This window comes from Allobrachymonas sp., from assembly GCF_041912815.1.
Taxonomy (GTDB): Bacteria; Pseudomonadota; Gammaproteobacteria; order Burkholderiales; family Burkholderiaceae_C; genus Brachymonas.
Window position 1 is genome coordinate 15,288 of sequence record NZ_JAYRLV010000012.1, and the last position, 15,253, is coordinate 30,540.

Annotated in this window: 15 protein-coding genes; 11 read left to right on the forward strand and 4 right to left on the reverse strand. The window is 63.3% G+C overall.

Annotated features, from left to right (window positions below):
• Positions 1–545: 545 nt before the first annotated feature.
• From ppsA to nadC, 11 genes are all read left to right on the forward strand, one after another.
• Positions 546–2,939: a phosphoenolpyruvate synthase gene (gene ppsA / locus ACE3P9_RS09420; RefSeq protein ID WP_374493630.1), complete on the forward strand. Its 2,394-nt coding sequence runs from the start codon at positions 546–548 to the stop codon at positions 2,937–2,939.
• 246 nt (positions 2,940–3,185) lie between these two features.
• Entirely contained in the window at positions 3,186–3,542 is a 357-nt protein-coding gene (locus tag ACE3P9_RS09425; RefSeq protein WP_374493631.1) for a DUF4212 domain-containing protein, read from the forward strand.
• Entirely contained in the window at positions 3,539–5,608 is a 2,070-nt protein-coding gene (locus ACE3P9_RS09430) for a VC_2705 family sodium/solute symporter (protein WP_374493633.1), read from the forward strand. The genes ACE3P9_RS09425 and ACE3P9_RS09430 overlap by 4 nt, the downstream gene beginning before the upstream one ends.
• An 85-nt stretch (positions 5,609–5,693) precedes the next feature.
• On the forward strand, positions 5,694–6,065 hold the full coding sequence (rpsF, locus tag ACE3P9_RS09435; RefSeq protein ID WP_374493634.1) for a 30S ribosomal protein S6: 372 nt from the start codon (positions 5,694–5,696) through the stop codon (positions 6,063–6,065).
• A 3-nt stretch (positions 6,066–6,068) separates the two neighbouring features.
• Positions 6,069–6,455, forward strand: coding sequence for a primosomal replication protein N (priB, locus tag ACE3P9_RS09440; protein WP_374493636.1), 387 nt, complete (start codon positions 6,069–6,071; stop codon positions 6,453–6,455).
• Positions 6,456–6,481: 26 nt separating this feature from the next.
• Positions 6,482–6,757: a 30S ribosomal protein S18 gene (rpsR, locus tag ACE3P9_RS09445; RefSeq protein WP_374493638.1), complete on the forward strand. Its 276-nt coding sequence runs from the start codon at positions 6,482–6,484 to the stop codon at positions 6,755–6,757.
• Between the two features lie 11 nt (positions 6,758–6,768).
• Complete coding sequence (gene rplI, locus ACE3P9_RS09450) at positions 6,769–7,221, forward strand: 50S ribosomal protein L9 (protein ID WP_374493640.1); 453 nt, start codon at positions 6,769–6,771, stop codon at positions 7,219–7,221.
• A 244-nt stretch (positions 7,222–7,465) separates the two neighbouring features.
• Positions 7,466–8,353, forward strand: a complete 888-nt coding sequence (locus ACE3P9_RS09455; RefSeq protein ID WP_374493641.1) for an ATP-binding protein — start codon at positions 7,466–7,468, stop codon at positions 8,351–8,353.
• Positions 8,350–8,847, forward strand: a complete 498-nt coding sequence (locus ACE3P9_RS09460) for an NUDIX domain-containing protein (protein WP_374493642.1) — start codon at positions 8,350–8,352, stop codon at positions 8,845–8,847. The genes ACE3P9_RS09455 and ACE3P9_RS09460 overlap by 4 nt, the downstream gene beginning before the upstream one ends.
• A gap of 101 nt (positions 8,848–8,948) precedes the next feature.
• Complete coding sequence (gene nadA, locus ACE3P9_RS09465) at positions 8,949–10,100, forward strand: quinolinate synthase NadA (RefSeq protein ID WP_374493710.1); 1,152 nt, start codon at positions 8,949–8,951, stop codon at positions 10,098–10,100.
• A 99-nt stretch (positions 10,101–10,199) separates the two neighbouring features.
• Positions 10,200–11,057 carry a carboxylating nicotinate-nucleotide diphosphorylase gene (gene nadC, locus ACE3P9_RS09470; RefSeq protein ID WP_374493643.1) on the forward strand — a complete coding sequence of 286 codons (858 nt, stop codon included), beginning with the start codon at positions 10,200–10,202 and terminating at the stop codon, positions 11,055–11,057.
• A gap of 141 nt (positions 11,058–11,198) precedes the next feature.
• Here the strand turns inward: nadC and ACE3P9_RS09475 are convergent, their stop codons facing one another.
• From ACE3P9_RS09475 to cysD, 4 genes are all read right to left on the reverse strand, one after another.
• On the reverse strand, positions 11,199–12,269 hold the full coding sequence (locus ACE3P9_RS09475; RefSeq protein WP_374493644.1) for an NAD(P)/FAD-dependent oxidoreductase: 1,071 nt from the start codon (positions 12,267–12,269) through the stop codon (positions 11,199–11,201).
• 138 nt (positions 12,270–12,407) lie between these two features.
• Positions 12,408–12,737 (reverse strand): ferredoxin FdxA, encoded by a 330-nt coding sequence (gene fdxA, locus ACE3P9_RS09480; protein WP_374493645.1) that lies wholly within the window; start codon positions 12,735–12,737, stop codon positions 12,408–12,410.
• A 177-nt stretch (positions 12,738–12,914) separates the two neighbouring features.
• Complete coding sequence (locus ACE3P9_RS09485) at positions 12,915–14,285, reverse strand: sulfate adenylyltransferase subunit 1 (protein ID WP_374493646.1); 1,371 nt, start codon at positions 14,283–14,285, stop codon at positions 12,915–12,917.
• Complete coding sequence (cysD, locus tag ACE3P9_RS09490; protein ID WP_374493647.1) at positions 14,285–15,250, reverse strand: sulfate adenylyltransferase subunit CysD; 966 nt, start codon at positions 15,248–15,250, stop codon at positions 14,285–14,287. Before cysD ends, ACE3P9_RS09485 begins: the two co-directional genes overlap by 1 nt.
• Positions 15,251–15,253: the final 3 nt, after the last annotated feature.

Here is a 15,253-nt window from a genome sequence, read left to right on the forward strand (position 1 = left end):
TCAAGGCCACCAGACAGGGAGCTACACGGCGGCGAATGTCTGGGTGACGTGAAGTTCACGTCAAGTGCGTTCAACCTGCCCAGGATGAGGGAGGGTCGTGCTGGAAAACGAGCACAAGAACTTCTGCGAGAAGCGGACGGACGTCGTAGGGCGCAGCGCATGAGCGCCTTTCCAGAATCGTCCGAGACAGACTGCATGTGCACCATGTCCACAAAGTGTGTGCTTTGGGCTCATTCTGCTGCCGTGCCGCATCCCGCGCGACTGCAGGTGACCGACTGTGGATTTCACATCAAAAAAATCCATCTCACGATTTGCATGCACCCAACACATTACCGCATCGAGATGTAAACACATGCATCTTCGCACCAAATGTGAGCCTGCAGTCTGTCATCGGCATGCAGGCCACCCTACAATACCGGGATTCTGGAAAAGCATCCCCAGGGACTTTGGGCTTTTCCCAGCGGCCGACCGCCTGCCCTTCCAACAAGAACAATCACTGCGCGCAGGTGCTCCGCACGAGACCGGTTTAACTTTTGGAGCATGCAATGACTGCACTTTTCACGGCGACCGATCTGGTCGTGCCTTTCGAGAAACTGCGGATGTCCGATGTGGACACCGTCGGCGGCAAGAACGCCAGCCTCGGCGAAATGATCTCCCAGCTGCCTCAGGGTGTCCGGGTGCCCACTGGCTTTGCCACCACGGCCTATGCCTTCCGTGACTTTCTCAAGAACGACGGGCTCGACAAGCGGATCCACGCCATTCTCGACAACCTCGACGCCGACGATGTGAACGCCCTGGCCAAGGCCGGTGCCGAAATCCGCGAAATGGTCGAGAACCAGCCCTTCCCGGCTGATCTCGAACAGGCCATTCGCGAAGCATTTGCCACCCTGAGCGCCGGCAACGATCAGGCCAGCTTTGCCGTGCGTTCTTCCGCCACGGCCGAGGATCTGCCCGATGCCTCCTTTGCAGGCCAGCAGGAAACCTTCCTGAACGTGGTCGGCATCGACGACGTTCTGCGCAAGATGCGTGAAGTGTTCGCCAGCCTCTACAACGACCGCGCCATCAGCTATCGCGTGCACAAGGGCTTCACCCACAGCGACGTGGCCCTGTCGGCAGGGGTGCAGCGCATGGTCCGTTCCGATCTGGGCGCGGCGGGCGTCATGTTCACGCTCGATACCGAATCCGGCTTCCGCGATGTCGTGTTCATCACCAGCAGCTATGGCCTCGGCGAGACCGTGGTGCAGGGCGCCGTCAACCCTGACGAGTTCTACGTGCACAAGCCCAAGCTGCAGGAAGGCAAGAAGGCCCTGATCCGCCGCAACCTGGGCAGCAAGCTCATCCAGATGGAATTCGCCACGCCCGAGGAAAAGGCAGCCAGCGGCAAGCTGGTCAAGACCACCAGCGTGCCGGCCGAGCTGCGCAACCGCTACTCCCTGACCGATGACGAAGTCGAGCAGCTGGCACGCTACGCCCTGGTGATCGAGGAACACTACGGCCGTCCCATGGACATTGAATGGGGCAAGGACGGCACCGACGGCCAGCTCTACATCCTCCAGGCCCGTCCCGAGACGGTCAAGAGCCAGGCCGAGGGCAAGGTCGAGCAGCGCTACAAGCTCAAGGGTACCGGCACTGTGCTGGTCGAGGGGCGTGCCATCGGCCAGAAGATCGGCACCGGTCCTGTTCGCCTCGTCAACGACATCAGCCAGATGGACAAGGTGCAGGCAGGTGATGTGCTCGTCACCGACATGACCGACCCCAACTGGGAACCCGTCATGAAGCGCGCCAGCGCGATCGTCACCAACCGTGGCGGCCGTACCTGCCACGCCGCCATCATTGCACGCGAGCTGGGCATTCCGGCCGTGGTGGGATGTGGCGATGCCACCGAGCGCCTGAGTGAAGGCACACTGGTGACCGTGAGCTGCGCCGAGGGTGATACCGGGCGCATCTACGACGGCCTGCTCGAAACCGAGGTGACCGAGGTCGAGCGTGGCACCATGCCCGAGATCCCCACCAAGATCATGATGAACGTCGGCAATCCCCAGCTGGCCTTCGACTTTGCCCAGCTGCCCAACAGCGGGGTGGGGCTGGCTCGCCTGGAATTCATCATCAACAACAACATCGGCGTGCACCCGAAGGCCATTCTGGACTATCCCAACGTCGATCCCGACCTCAAGAAGGCCGTCGAATCGGTGGCCCGTGGCCATGCCTCTCCGCGTGCTTTCTACGTGGACAAGGTGGCGGAAGGGGTGGCTACCATCGCTGCGGCCTTCTGGCCCAAGACGGTCATCGTCCGCATGAGCGACTTCAAGAGCAACGAGTACCGCAAGCTCATCGGCGGCAGCCGCTACGAGCCCGATGAAGAGAACCCGATGCTCGGCTTCCGTGGAGCTGCGCGCTACGTCAGCGAGGACTTCGCCGAAGCCTTCGCTATGGAATGCGAAGCCCTCAAGCGCGTGCGCAACGACATGGGGCTCACCAATGTCGAGATCATGATCCCCTTCGTGCGTACGCTCGGCCAGGCCAAGAAGGTCACCGAGCTGCTGTCCGAGCATGGTCTGCGTCGCGGCGAGAACGGCCTGCGCCTCATCATGATGTGCGAGATCCCCAGCAACGCCATTCTGGCCGAGCAGTTCCTTGAGTATTTCGATGGCTTCTCCATCGGATCGAACGATCTGACCCAGCTCTCCCTGGGCCTGGACCGCGATTCCGGCATGGAGCTGCTGGCCGCCGATTTCGACGAGCGCGATCCTGCCGTGCGCTTCCTGATCAGCCGTGCCATTGCAGCCTGCCGTGCTCAGGGCAAGTACATCGGGATCTGCGGCCAGGGCCCCAGCGACCATCCCGACTTTGCCAAGTGGCTGGCCGAGGAAGGCATCGTGTCCATTTCCCTCAACCCCGACACGGTGATCGACACCTGGAAGCAGCTGGCTTCCGCCTGAAGGTCTTGTGAGGCAGGGTGGTCACTGAGGTGACCACCCTGCCTTCCGCAAGCTTCCGAGCCGTCCCGTTGGTGCATTCATCATGAATGCCTGATCGGACGGTTTTTTTGTGCCCGGCGGCCCGCAACCCTGTGGCGATCCTGCAGACATGCGGCATCATGAAATACGGTCTCTCTTGAGGGGAGAGTCGCAACGGGCCCAGTGCCCATGCATCGATCGTCATCGCGTCGTCAACAGGGGGTGTGCATGCACGCGTCACGTCATTACACGGATATCGCTGATTCGGAGCCTGTGGGCTGGGGGATGCGGCTGCTGTTGCTGGCACTCTGGGGGCTTGCAGGATTCGGAACCATGTACGTGGCGCGCGATCTGGAGCAGATCGAGATCATGCACTGGCCGCTGGCCTACTGGCTTGCCGCACAGGGCATCATCGTGGTGTATGTGGCACTGGTTGCGCTGTATGCGTGGACAGCCAACCGCAGGGAATCCCGCCAGCGGGGGAGGGGGGCCATGCCCGATGGGGAACCGGCGGTCCGCTCGGAGCGTTCGGGAGATTCTCGGGACGTCGTGGCGACGGCACTCCCGGAGCAGGAACGCCCATGAAGCGCAGATATCTGATTCATGCTCTCTTTGGCCTGTACGTGGTTGGAACGGTGCTGTTCGTGCTGGCCATGGTCTGGGCCGAACGCCAGGGGCTCTCGCGCGAGTGGCTGGGCGGCATCTGTCTGACCGGGTCCATCGTGAGCTATGCCCTCATCGGGGTGTACTGCCGCACCACGCAGATGGACGAATACTATGTGGCCGGCCGGTCGGTGCCGGCGTTCTACAACGGCATGGCCAGTGCCGCAGACTGGATGAGCGCCGCCACCTTCATCAGTCTGGCGGGAGGGCTGTATCTGCAGGGGTTCTCGGGCAACGCCCTGCAGGCGGGCGGATTTGCCTATCTGCTGGGCTGGACGGGGGGCTTCTGTCTGGTGGCATTTCTGGCTGCTCCCTATCTGCGGCGCATGCAGCTGCTCACCATTCCGCAGTTTTTCGAGAAGCGCTACGGGGGAGACTGGCCCCGTCGCATCTCGATGCTTGCCACCATTCTGGTGACCTTCATCTACATGGTGGCCCAGATCTATGGCGTCGGACTGATTGCCTCGCGCCTATCGGGGGTGCGCTTCGAAATCGGCATGCTGCTGGGGCTCAGCGGCGTCCTGGTATGTTCCTTCCTGGGCGGCATGCGTGCAGTCACATGGACACAGGTGGCACAGTATGTGATTTTGCTGCTGGCCTTTGTGGTACCTGCCTCCATGCTGGCCTATCACCAGATGGGAACTCCCTGGGCAGCGGTGGCCTATGGCCAGCAGATCGACAAGGTCAACTCGCTGGAGCTGCATCTGCTGGCATCTGGGCAGGAGCAGGAGGTGGCCGACCTGTATGGCCAGCGCGCCCAGCTCGACCTGCAGCGCATCCAGGACGCGCGAACTTCGCTGCAGCGCGATCGCGTCCAGCTGCTGCGCCAGCTCCAGGAGCTCAAGGATGCCAATGCCGACACCTCCACCATCTTTGCAGCCAGCCATGCCCTGAGCCAGCTGCCGCGCACCGAGTCCGAGGCTCGGGCCCAGTGGCGTGCCTCCTACGCCGCCAACCATTCGTACAGCCAGCCTCTGGCGGGCATGCCGTTTTCCGCGCAGGCGTTTGCGGGCAGTCCCCATGGTTCAGCCGAGGAGCAGCGAGCCTTCGAGGTGTCGCGGCGCAATTTTCTGGCTCTCATGTTCTGTCTGATGGTGGGCACTCTCGGGCTGCCTCATCTGCTGACCCGCTTTTTCACCACTCCCAGCGTGGCGCAGACACGGTCTTCGGTGGCCTGGGCTCTGCTGTTCATTGCCCTGCTGTATCTGGTGGTTCCGGCGCTTGCCGTGCTGCTCAAGTACCAGATCATGCACGATCTCGTGGGAACCCGGTTCGGGCAGCTGCCTCAGTGGATCGGGCTATGGTCGCGGGTTGACCCCGGACTGCTGTCGGTCGAGGACATCAATCATGACGGCGTCCTCCAGTTCGGTGAGCTGCACATCAATGCCGACCTCATCATGCTCGCCATGCCGGAAATTGCAGGACTCCCCTATGTGATCTCTGCTCTGGTGGCAGCGGGCGGGCTGGCGGCCGCGCTGTCCACGGCCGACGGCCTGCTGCTCACCATGGGAACCACCATTGCCCATGACGGCTATTACCGCGAAATCAATCCCAAGGCGCCGGAAATCCGGCTCGTGATGCTTTCCAAGCTGGTGCTGCTGGTCATGGCGCTGGCGGCTGCCTATGTGGCAGCGCATCGGCCGGGCGAAATACTTGCGCTCGTCTCCGCGTCCTTCTCGCTGGCGGCAGCCACCTTCGCTCCTGCCATGGTGATGGGTATTTTCTGGCGCAAGGCTTCGGGGCAGGGGGCAGTGGCCGGAATGGTCGCGGGGTGTGCCGTCACGGCGGGCTACATGGCGGTCAACAGTACGCGGATGCAGCATTGGTTTCCCTGGCTGGGGGGTGGCCATCTGTGGTGGGACATCCAGCCCATTTCGGCAGGCGTGTTCGGCGTGCCAGTGGGGGTGCTGGTGCTGGTGCTGGTGAGCCTGATCACGCCTCACATGCCGGAACCCGGTCACCAGGAAGAAGGCGATTTCCCCATCTGAAGCGGTTTGTTCTATAATGCGTGGTTTCCCTTGCCACATCGCACACTGACGCTGCGGGTGGCACTTCATCCCACAAGGAGCATCAATGCGTCATTATGAAATCATTCTGCTGATCCATCCGGATCAAAGCGAACAGGTTCCGGCCATGCTGGACCGCTACAAGGGCATGGTCACGGCCGGCAATGGCCAGATCCACCGCGTGGAAGACTGGGGCCGCCGCCAGCTGGCCTACCAGATCAACAAGCTCAACAAGGCGCACTACCTGTGCCTGAACATCGAGGCAGACCAGGCAGTGATGGCCGATCTGGAGCACGCATTCAAGTTCAACGACGCCGTGCTGCGCTCCCTGACCGTCCTCAAGAAGCATGCGGACACCGCTCCTTCCGTGATGATGAAGTCCGTCGAACGCGAAGAAGCCCGCAAGAGCCAGCAAGCCAGCGAGGCAGAAGCATCCTGATCCGTGCGTGACGCACAGGTGGAAAACGAAGCCTCGGCCGCATCCCAGAGCCTCAACCACTGGGTGCTGATGGCTTCAGTCGTCGAGAGACAGCCCCTGCGGCTGACCCCGGCTGGCATTCCGGTCTGCGATTGTGTGCTGGAGCATGGCTCCACACAGATCGAGGCAGGAGACTTCCGGCAGGTGACGACAAGGGTAAGAGCCATTGCCATGGGCGTGATGGCCGAACGGCTGGATCGCCAGGAGCTCGGACGCGCAGCGCGGTTCGAGGGTTTTCTGGCTACCCCGGCGAGAGGAAGACGGCACGATGCATCTTCCGCGCCTGCCCGGCCCACCCTGGTTTTTCACATTCAGGACATGACCTTGCTTGCCACTACGCCAAGCCTTTAACAACCAGATTTTCAGGAGTCCACACCATGGCCTTCAAGAGCAACAAAGACAAGCGCCCGAAGCGCAACACCCAATCCCCGCTGTTCAAGCGCAAGCGCTTCTGCCGTTTCACGGTCGCCAAGGTCGAAGAGATCGACTACAAGGACATCGACACCCTGCGCGATTTCATCTCTGAAAACGGCAAGATCATCCCCGCACGTCTGACCGGCACCCGTGCCATCTATCAGCGCCAGCTCAACACCGCCATCAAGCGTGCACGCTTCCTGGCCATGCTGCCGTACACCGACCAGCACCGCGTCTAAGGAGTCACACCATGCAAATCATTCTGCTCGACAAAGTTGTGAACCTGGGCAACCTGGGCGAGATCGTCAAGGTCAAGGACGGCTATGCACGCAACTTCCTGATTCCTACCGGCCGTGCACGTCGTGCCACCGAAGCCGCCAAGAAGGAATTCGAAGCCAAGCGCGCCGAACTCGAAAAGGCTGCAGCCGAGAAGCTGGCTGCTGCACAGGCCCAGGGCGAGAAGCTGGCCGGTGCCGTGGTCAAGCTAACCCAGAAGGCAGGTGTCGATGGCCGTCTGTTCGGTTCCGTGACCAACCACGACATCGCCGAAGAGCTCAACAAGATGGGCTTCGACGTGCACAAGTCCCAGATCCGCATGCCCAACGGCCAGATCAAGACTGTCAGCGACAACACCGTCGAAGTGGCTCTGCACACCGACGTGGTCGTCGAAGTCAATGTGGTGGTCTACGGCGAAACCGCCTGATACCGCACTGTCTCCCGTCCCGAGGGACGGAGGCTCCAAGAACCGCCAGCCTGTCTGGCGGTTTTTTTATGGGTGGTGCACAGGCACGCAGCCAGCCCGTGATAGGAGCGAAGCAGAATCGGTGCGGGTGGACTGGTGTATGCTCAGTCCATGGCCCGCAGACCTTGAAAAGGGGGGGCTGATTCGTGTACCCGAGGAGATCGGTGATCGGCTCCCGGGTCTTCTGCTTTCTGGATGGTGAGAAATGGACAATTCTTCTCTTGAGCGACTGGTGCAGCGTGCCGAGGTCGTGCTGGAGCGGCTCGAACAGGTGTTGCCGCAGCCCATGCAGCAACCCGACTGGGGTGCTTCCGTGGCATTTCGCTATCGCAGGCGCCATGCAGGCTTTGCCGGACAGACCGGCATGCTGGAGGCGGTGCGCCATGTGGCGACCATTGCACTCGATGACCTGCAGGAAATCGATGGTCAGAAAGAACGTCTGGTGCGCAATACCGAGCAGTTCGTGCGCGGAAGGCCTGCCAACAATGTGCTGCTCACGGGGGCGCGGGGCACGGGCAAGTCATCGCTGATTCGGGCATGTCTGAATGCCTATGCCGATCAGGGCCTGCGTCTCATCGAGGTGGACAAGGGTGATCTGGTCGATCTGCCGGATATCGTGGATCTGGTGGCTGCACGGCAGGAGCGCTTCATCGTGTATTGCGATGACCTGAGTTTCGACGAAGGGGAGTCAGGGTACAAGGCGCTCAAGTCCATGCTGGACGGCTCCGTGGCAGCCAGCACTCCCAACGTGCTCATCTATGCCACGAGCAATCGCCGGCATCTGCTTCCCGAGTACATGAACGACAACCTCAGCTATACCCATACGCCCGACGGCGAGGTGCACCCGGGCGAGGTGATTGAGGAAAAGGTGTCGCTGTCCGAACGCTTCGGGCTGTGGATCAGCTTCTATCCCTTCAGCCAGGAAGAGTATCTGGTCATTGTGCGGCAGTGGCTGCATGCTCTCGGTGTGCCGGATGCCGAGGCTGCAGCGGCAGAGCCCGAAGCTCTGGTCTGGGCACTGGAACGCGGTTCGCGCAGTGGCCGGGTGGCCTATCAGTTCGCACGGGATGTGGCGGGAAGGATCACACCATGAACGGCGCTGCTGCTTCTGCGGCTCCGGTCGATCTCGTGGCGGACGGAGAGCGTCCGCGCGTCGATGCCATCGACGGGCAGCCCCGCAGGCTGGTCGAGGTGGCGGTGGGCGTGCTGCTGCGTTCCGACGATGCCTTTCTGCTCACTTCCAGGCCCCAGGGCAAGGTGTATGCGGGGTACTGGGAATTTCCGGGCGGCAAGCTCGAAGCCGGGGAAACGGTGGAGCAGGCCCTGAGACGGGAGTTGCAGGAGGAAATCGGCATCACGATTGCACACGCACAGGCCTGGCGCAGCAGCGTGGTGGATTATCCGCATGCGCTTGTCCATCTGCATTTCTGCAAGGTGCGTGAGTGGAGCGGGATGCTGACCATGCGGGAAGGGCAGCAGTGCATCTGGCAGCAGCTGCCTGTCACAGTGGAGCCTGTGCTTCCTGGTGCGGTTCCCGTGCTGGAGTGGCTGGAGTGCGAGCGCAGTGGCCGCTCCGTGACGTCCTGACGGAGTCCGCGCACTCTTCTGCGCATTCTTGCCTGGGCAAATTCAGTCACAATAGCGCCTCAGGTTTGTGAGCGAGGCAAAGTGTCATGTCCGATATTGAAATGACGAGTTCCGCAGCCGGTGTGTCGGCAACGCGGGTATTTGATTTTCCGCTGCAGGATGCCCAGGGGGCTACCTGCACGGCACATGCGTGGGCCAAGGTGCCGCCGGCGCTCGACCCTGTGCAGCGTGAAGCCGCCATGCAGCGGGCCGCCGAGTGCCTGCGTGCCCAGGGAGCGGTGCTGGTGGCGCATTACTATGTCGACGGCGACCTGCAGGATCTGGCCCTGGCCACTGGAGGGTGCGTGGCCGATTCGCTCGAGATGGCCCGCTTCGGGCGCGATCATGCTGCCCAGAACCTGGTGGTGGCCGGTGTGCGCTTCATGGGAGAGACGGCCAAGATTCTCAGCCCCGAAAAGACCGTGCGCATGCCTGATCTGGACGCGACCTGCTCGCTGGATCTCGGTTGCCCGATCGACGAATTTGCAGCCTTCTGCGACGCGCATCCCGACCGCAAGGTGGTGGTGTATGCCAACACGAGTGCCGCCGTCAAGGCCCGTGCGGACTGGATGGTGACCAGTTCCTGTGCGCTCGCCATCGTGAACCATCTCAAGGCGCAGGGCGAGAAGATCCTGTGGGCGCCGGATCGGCACCTGGGGGAGTACATCCAGCGCCAGACAGGCGCTGACATGCTGATGTGGCAGGGAGCCTGCATCGTCCATGACGAGTTCAAGGGGCTGGAGCTGGAGCTGCTGAGACAGCAGCATCCGGGAGCCAAGGTGCTGGTGCACCCCGAATCTCCCCTGAGCGTAGTGGCACAGGCCGACGTGGTGGGGTCTACCTCACAGCTGCTCAAGGCCGTGCTGGATGGCCGCGAAGGCGACGCCTTCATTGTGGCCACCGACAACGGCATCATGCACCGCATGCGCCAGCTGGCTCCGGGCAAGACGCTGATCGAGGCGCCCACGGCCGGCAACAGTGCCACCTGCAAGAGCTGCGCGCATTGTCCCTGGATGGCCATGAACAGCCTGCAGGGGGTGATCGACTGTCTGGAGCAGCGCACGGGAGAGATTCATGTCGATCCGATGGTGGGGCACCAGGCCAGTGGCTGCATCACCCGCATGCTGGATTTCGTCAGGGAGCATCCCGAAGCCCTGGTGGTGCAGGGTGGGGGGCGCCTGCCCGGCATGACGCCGGGCATCGGGGCGGCCTGATTCGCGAAGGCAGCAGGGTGCGTTCTGCTGCCTTTTTTGTTCATTTCCGTCGCAGGAGACCCGAGTCGGGTTCCTGTGCAGTTGCCATTTCCTTTTTGCATGTTTGATCACAACGAAACCCTGGAGCAGGCCCGGAGCCGCAATGTCCATGATGCCTTGATGGAAGACATTGGCGAAGGTGACTGGACGGGGCAGCTCGTGCCCTTTCCTCATCAGGTTACGGCCCGTGTGCTGGTGCGAGAGGAAGCCGTGCTCTGCGGCCGTGACTGGTTCGAGGGCTGCATGCATGGCGTGGATGCCGGGTTGCAGATCGACTGGCACTATGCCGAAGGGGACCTGATGCGGGCTGACACGGAGGTGTGTCACATTCGGGGCGAGGCCCGTTCGATTCTGACGGCCGAGCGTTCGGCACTCAATTTTCTGCAGCTCCTCAGCGGCACGGCGACCGTGACGCGGCGGCATGTGCAGGCGATCGAGGGGGCATCTCCGCATGCCTGTGCCGTGCTCGATACGCGCAAGACCCTGCCTGGCCTGCGTCAGGCGCAGAAATATGCCGTGCGGACCGGAGGGGGGCGAAACCAGCGTCTGGCGCTGTGGCATGGCATCCTGATCAAGGAGAACCACATTGCAGCAGCCGGAGGCATTCGGCAAGTCCTGGCCCATGCCCGTGCGCTTGATGCGGGCGTGCCCATCCAGATCGAGGTGGAGACGCTCGAACAGCTGCAGGAGGCCCTGGATGCAGGTGCACAGAGTGTGCTGCTGGACAACTTCACTCCTGACCGGATGCGCGAGGCCGTGCGCCTCACGGCGGGGCGCGCCCTCTTGGAGGCGTCCGGAGGAATCGGTTTCGAGGGGCTGCGTACCATTGCCGCGACCGGCGTGGATCGCATCTCGATCGGCAAGCTCACCAAGGATGTGGTGGCCACCGATTATTCGCTGCGGGTGGTTGCCGGCTGACAGGCTGCAGGAGGGGCATCCATTGGGTAGCCCTCCATGCCTCGGCAGCACCACCATTTGCAGACCCCATGAAAAAACCCGCCTTGGCGGGTTTTTTCATGGGTGAACGGAGCGGGCTCCGTTCGGCCGGACTGAGACAACTCAGTCGAAGTTGGGAGTCTCGACTCCCAGCACCTTGTGCAGCTTGGGGCTGGTGGTGGTGTACTGGAGGAAGACCTTCTTCTCGGGGAAGATGTAGTCCATGGCGGCAAAGGCCGCGAGGGCACACTCGTGGAAGCCGGAGAGGATGAGTTTCTTCTTGCCGGGGTAGGTGTTGATGTCGCCCACGGCAAAGATGCCGGGTTCGTTGGTGGCGAATTTCTCGGTGTCGACCACGAGCTGCTTGCGTTCGATTTCGAGTCCCCATTCGGCGATGGGGCCGAGCTTGGGCGAGAGGCCGAAGAACACGAGCAGCACATCGACGGGCACGGTGCGGGTGACGCCGTCGCCGCCAGTGACCTTGACGTTGACGAGCTTGCCGTCACGTTCCTCGAAGCCGGTGATCTGGCCGACCATGAACTGCATTTCCATGAGGCCGCACAGTTCGTGCATGCGGGCCACGCTGGCCGGAGCGGCGCGGAAGCCGTCGCGGCGGTGCAGCAGGATGACGCTTTCGGCCTTGTGCTCGCCTTCGACGAAGTTGAGGGTCCAGTCCAGGGCGGAGTCGCCGCCACCGACGATCAGGAGGTTCTTGCCCGCGAAGTCGGCGGGGTTGCGGACGCGGTAGAAGAGCTGGGAGCCATCGAACTTGTCGATGCCTTCGACCTTGAGGGTGCGCGGCTGGAAGGCGCCCACGCCGGCAGCGATGAAGATGGTCTTGGTGAGGAAGCTGGTGCCCTTGCTGGTTTCGACGTAGAAGCGGCCGTCGGGCTGGCGCTCGACCACGCTGACTTCCTGCCCGAAGTGGAAGGTGGGGCCGAAGGGTTCAATCTGCTTGAGCAGGGCGTCGGTGAGCTCGCGGCCGGTGCACACGGGCACGGCCGGAATGTCGTAGATGGGCTTGTCGGGGTAGAGCTCGACAGGCTGGCCGCCGGGATAGGCGAGGGAGTCGATCACATGGGCCTTGACTTCGAGCAGACCGAGTTCGAAGACCTGGAACAGCCCGACGGGGCCGGCGCCCACGATGACCGCGTCGGCATCGATGGCATTGGCGAGATTGCGCTCAGTGTTCATGGGAGAGAGAGGGAAAAAAGGCAGCAGGCGCTGCCGTGCGGGCGAAGGAGCATCCGTGGGGCCGGAGGGCAGGGATGTGCCGCGGGAGCACGCCCAGGCAGGACTGCGTCACGGCCGGGGCGCGGAGAGATCGCAGGATCAGCGAACCAGTTCCTTGAGCTTGCCGGTCTTGTCCTTCCATTCCTCGGCATCGGGAAGGGGGTCGTGGCGCTTGGTGATGCTCTTCCAGGTGGGGAGCTTGGCCAGGTCGGCATTGAGCTTGATCATGTGCTGCTGGTCGGCGGGCACGTCTTCCTCGGCATAGATGGCGCCGACAGGGCACTCGGGAATGCAGACTGCGCAGTCGATGCATTCGTCGGGATCGATGGTCAGGAAGTTGGGGCCTTCACGGAAGCAGTCGACCGGGCAGACATCCACACAGTCGGTGTATTTGCAGCGGATACAGACTTCGGTTACTACGTGCGTCATAGGGGGGCTCTGAGTGGTTCGGTAGGGAATAAAACCCTGCTATTTTAGCCTTCGCACAGGGGGCGAAGACACTTCATGTATTTGTAGATCCATTCGGGCCGGAGAGGTTTGCCGCAAATCAAGTGCATGGCATCTTGTCTGTGGTATTCCTCTCCGGCGAATGGGGCTGGTGGCCGATCAGGGGGCGATGTGGTCGACCAGGGCAGCTGCTGCGGTGGCGTTGCTGGCCATGTCCACCAGGATCAGCGAGCCGAGCCGGCGATTCTCGCGGTAGGGCAGCAGGGGCAGGGGGGCCTGCAGCTGGATACGGACGCGGCCGATGGCATTGGCGTCGAGTTCACCCGCGGGCTGGCGTTCCAGGGTGTGGATGTCGAGCTGGTGGGTGATTTCGGTGACACGGGCCTTGACCCAGCTGTGACCGGCGAGCGCCCAGTAGGTGCGACCGGGCAGCAGGGGGGTGGTGTCGAGCCAGGCGAGCGTGGCCTCGAAGGTGGTGGTGGGGGTGAGGGCACCGGGCTGGAGGAGCCAGTCGCCCCGCGAGATGTCGAGTTCGCGGTCGAGCACGATGCCGGCGCTCGCTGGAGAGGCGAGGCCGGTGGTGTCGCGACGGACGTGGTCGAGCACGCGCAGGACGGTGGCTTCCTGTCCGCTGGGGTGCAGGGTGACGCGATCCTGGGGGGCGAGTCGTCCGCTGGCGATGCGACCCCACAGGATGCGGCGGGCCTGGGAAATGTCGGCACTGCTGGCGTGCTTCTCGATCCACTGCACCGGGAAGGCGAAGGGGCCTTCGGTGTCGGCGGGGGTGACGGGAAGGGTTTCCAGCAGGGGCAGCAGGCCGGGGCCTTGGTAGCCGCACCAGCCGTCGGTGCGCGCATCCACCACGTTCCAGCCCATGAGGGCGGAGACGGGGACGATGGCACGGGGCGTGATGCCTGCCTGCGCGCAGAAGGCCTGCAGGGCGGCCGAGATGTCGGCAAAGGCGGCTGCGTCGTGCGCGACGGCGTCGAGCTTGTTGACGGCAAAGACGATGTGCGGCACTCGCAGCAGGTGGGCCAGCAGGGTGTGGCGCCGGGTCTGGGGCAGCAAGGCATGGCTGTCTGCGCCTGCGGCGTCGGGTTGGCCGGCCCAGGGCAGCTTGGTGGCGTCGACGAGGACGACGGCGCAGTCGGCCTGCGAGGCGGCAGTGACCATGTTGCGGGTGTACTGCTCGTGTCCGGGAGCGTCGCCGATGATGAACTTGCGAGCCGCACTGGTGAAGTAGCGCCAGGCCACGTCGATGGTGATGCCCTGCTCGCGTTCGGCCTGCAGGCCGTCGGTGAGGCGGGAGAGCTCGGCGGCGTTGATCTGGCCGCTGCCCTGGTGGGTGACGTTGCGCAGCTGGTCCTGCAGCACAGCCCGGCTGTCGAGCAGCAGGCGGCCGATCAGGGTGCTCTTGCCGTCATCGACGCTGCCGCAGGTGATGAAGCGCAGGGCGGCCGCGGTATCGGGGGCGGTCTGGGCGGTGGAGGTGCTGGCCGCGGCGAGGGGGGACTGGAGGGAGGTGCTCATCAGAAATATCCTTCAAGTTTGCGCTTTTCCATGCTGGCTTCGCTGGTCTGGTCGTCCATGCGGGTGGCACCGCGTTCGCTGACGTCGACCGACAGGGTTTCGCGCACGATGTCGGCGGCGGAAGCGGCGTCGCTGGCGACCGGGCAGGTGCAGGTGATGTCGCCCACGGTGCGGAAGCGCACGGTGCGGGTTTCGACCTGTTCGCCTTCGCGGGGCGGGGTGAGAGCGGTGACGGGCACCAGCAGGCCCCGGCGCTCGACGACCTGGCGCTCGTGGGCGTAGTACAGCTCGGGCAGGGCAATGTGCTCGCGGTCGATGTACTGCCAGACGTCCAGTTCGGTCCAGTTGCTGATGGGGAACACCCGAAAGTGCTCGCCGGGGTGCAGCCGGGTGTTGAACAGCGTCCAGAGTTCGGGGCGCTGCTGTTTGGGCTGCCACTGGCCGAAGCTGTCACGATGGCTGAAGATGCGCTCCTTGGCGCGGGCTTTTTCCTCGTCGCGGCGGGCTCCGCCGATGAGGGCATCGAAGCGGAATTCCTCGATGGCTTCGAGCAGGGTGACGGACTGGTGGGCGTTGCGGCTTTCATCGGGGCGCGCGAGGCGGACCGTGCCGCGCTTCATCGAGTCCTCGACGCTGCGCACGATGAGGGTGGCCTGGAGTTCCTGGGCGCGCCGGTCGCGGAAGGCCGTGACTTCGGGGAAGTTGTGCCCGGTGTCGATCATGAGGAGCGGGTACGGGATCTGGCCGATGCCGAAGGCCTTTTCGGCGCATTTGAGCAGAACCAGCGAGTCCTTGCCGCCCGAGAACAGGAGGGTGGGGCGGTCGAAGGCGGCTGCGACTTCGCGCAGGATGAAGATGGTTTCCTCTTCGAGGGCATCGAGGTGGGCATTGCGCAGCGACAGGGGAGCTGCCTGGGGGGCGGGGGCTGCAGCGGCTGGCCGAGAGGGGGTGGACAGGGCGTTCATGGC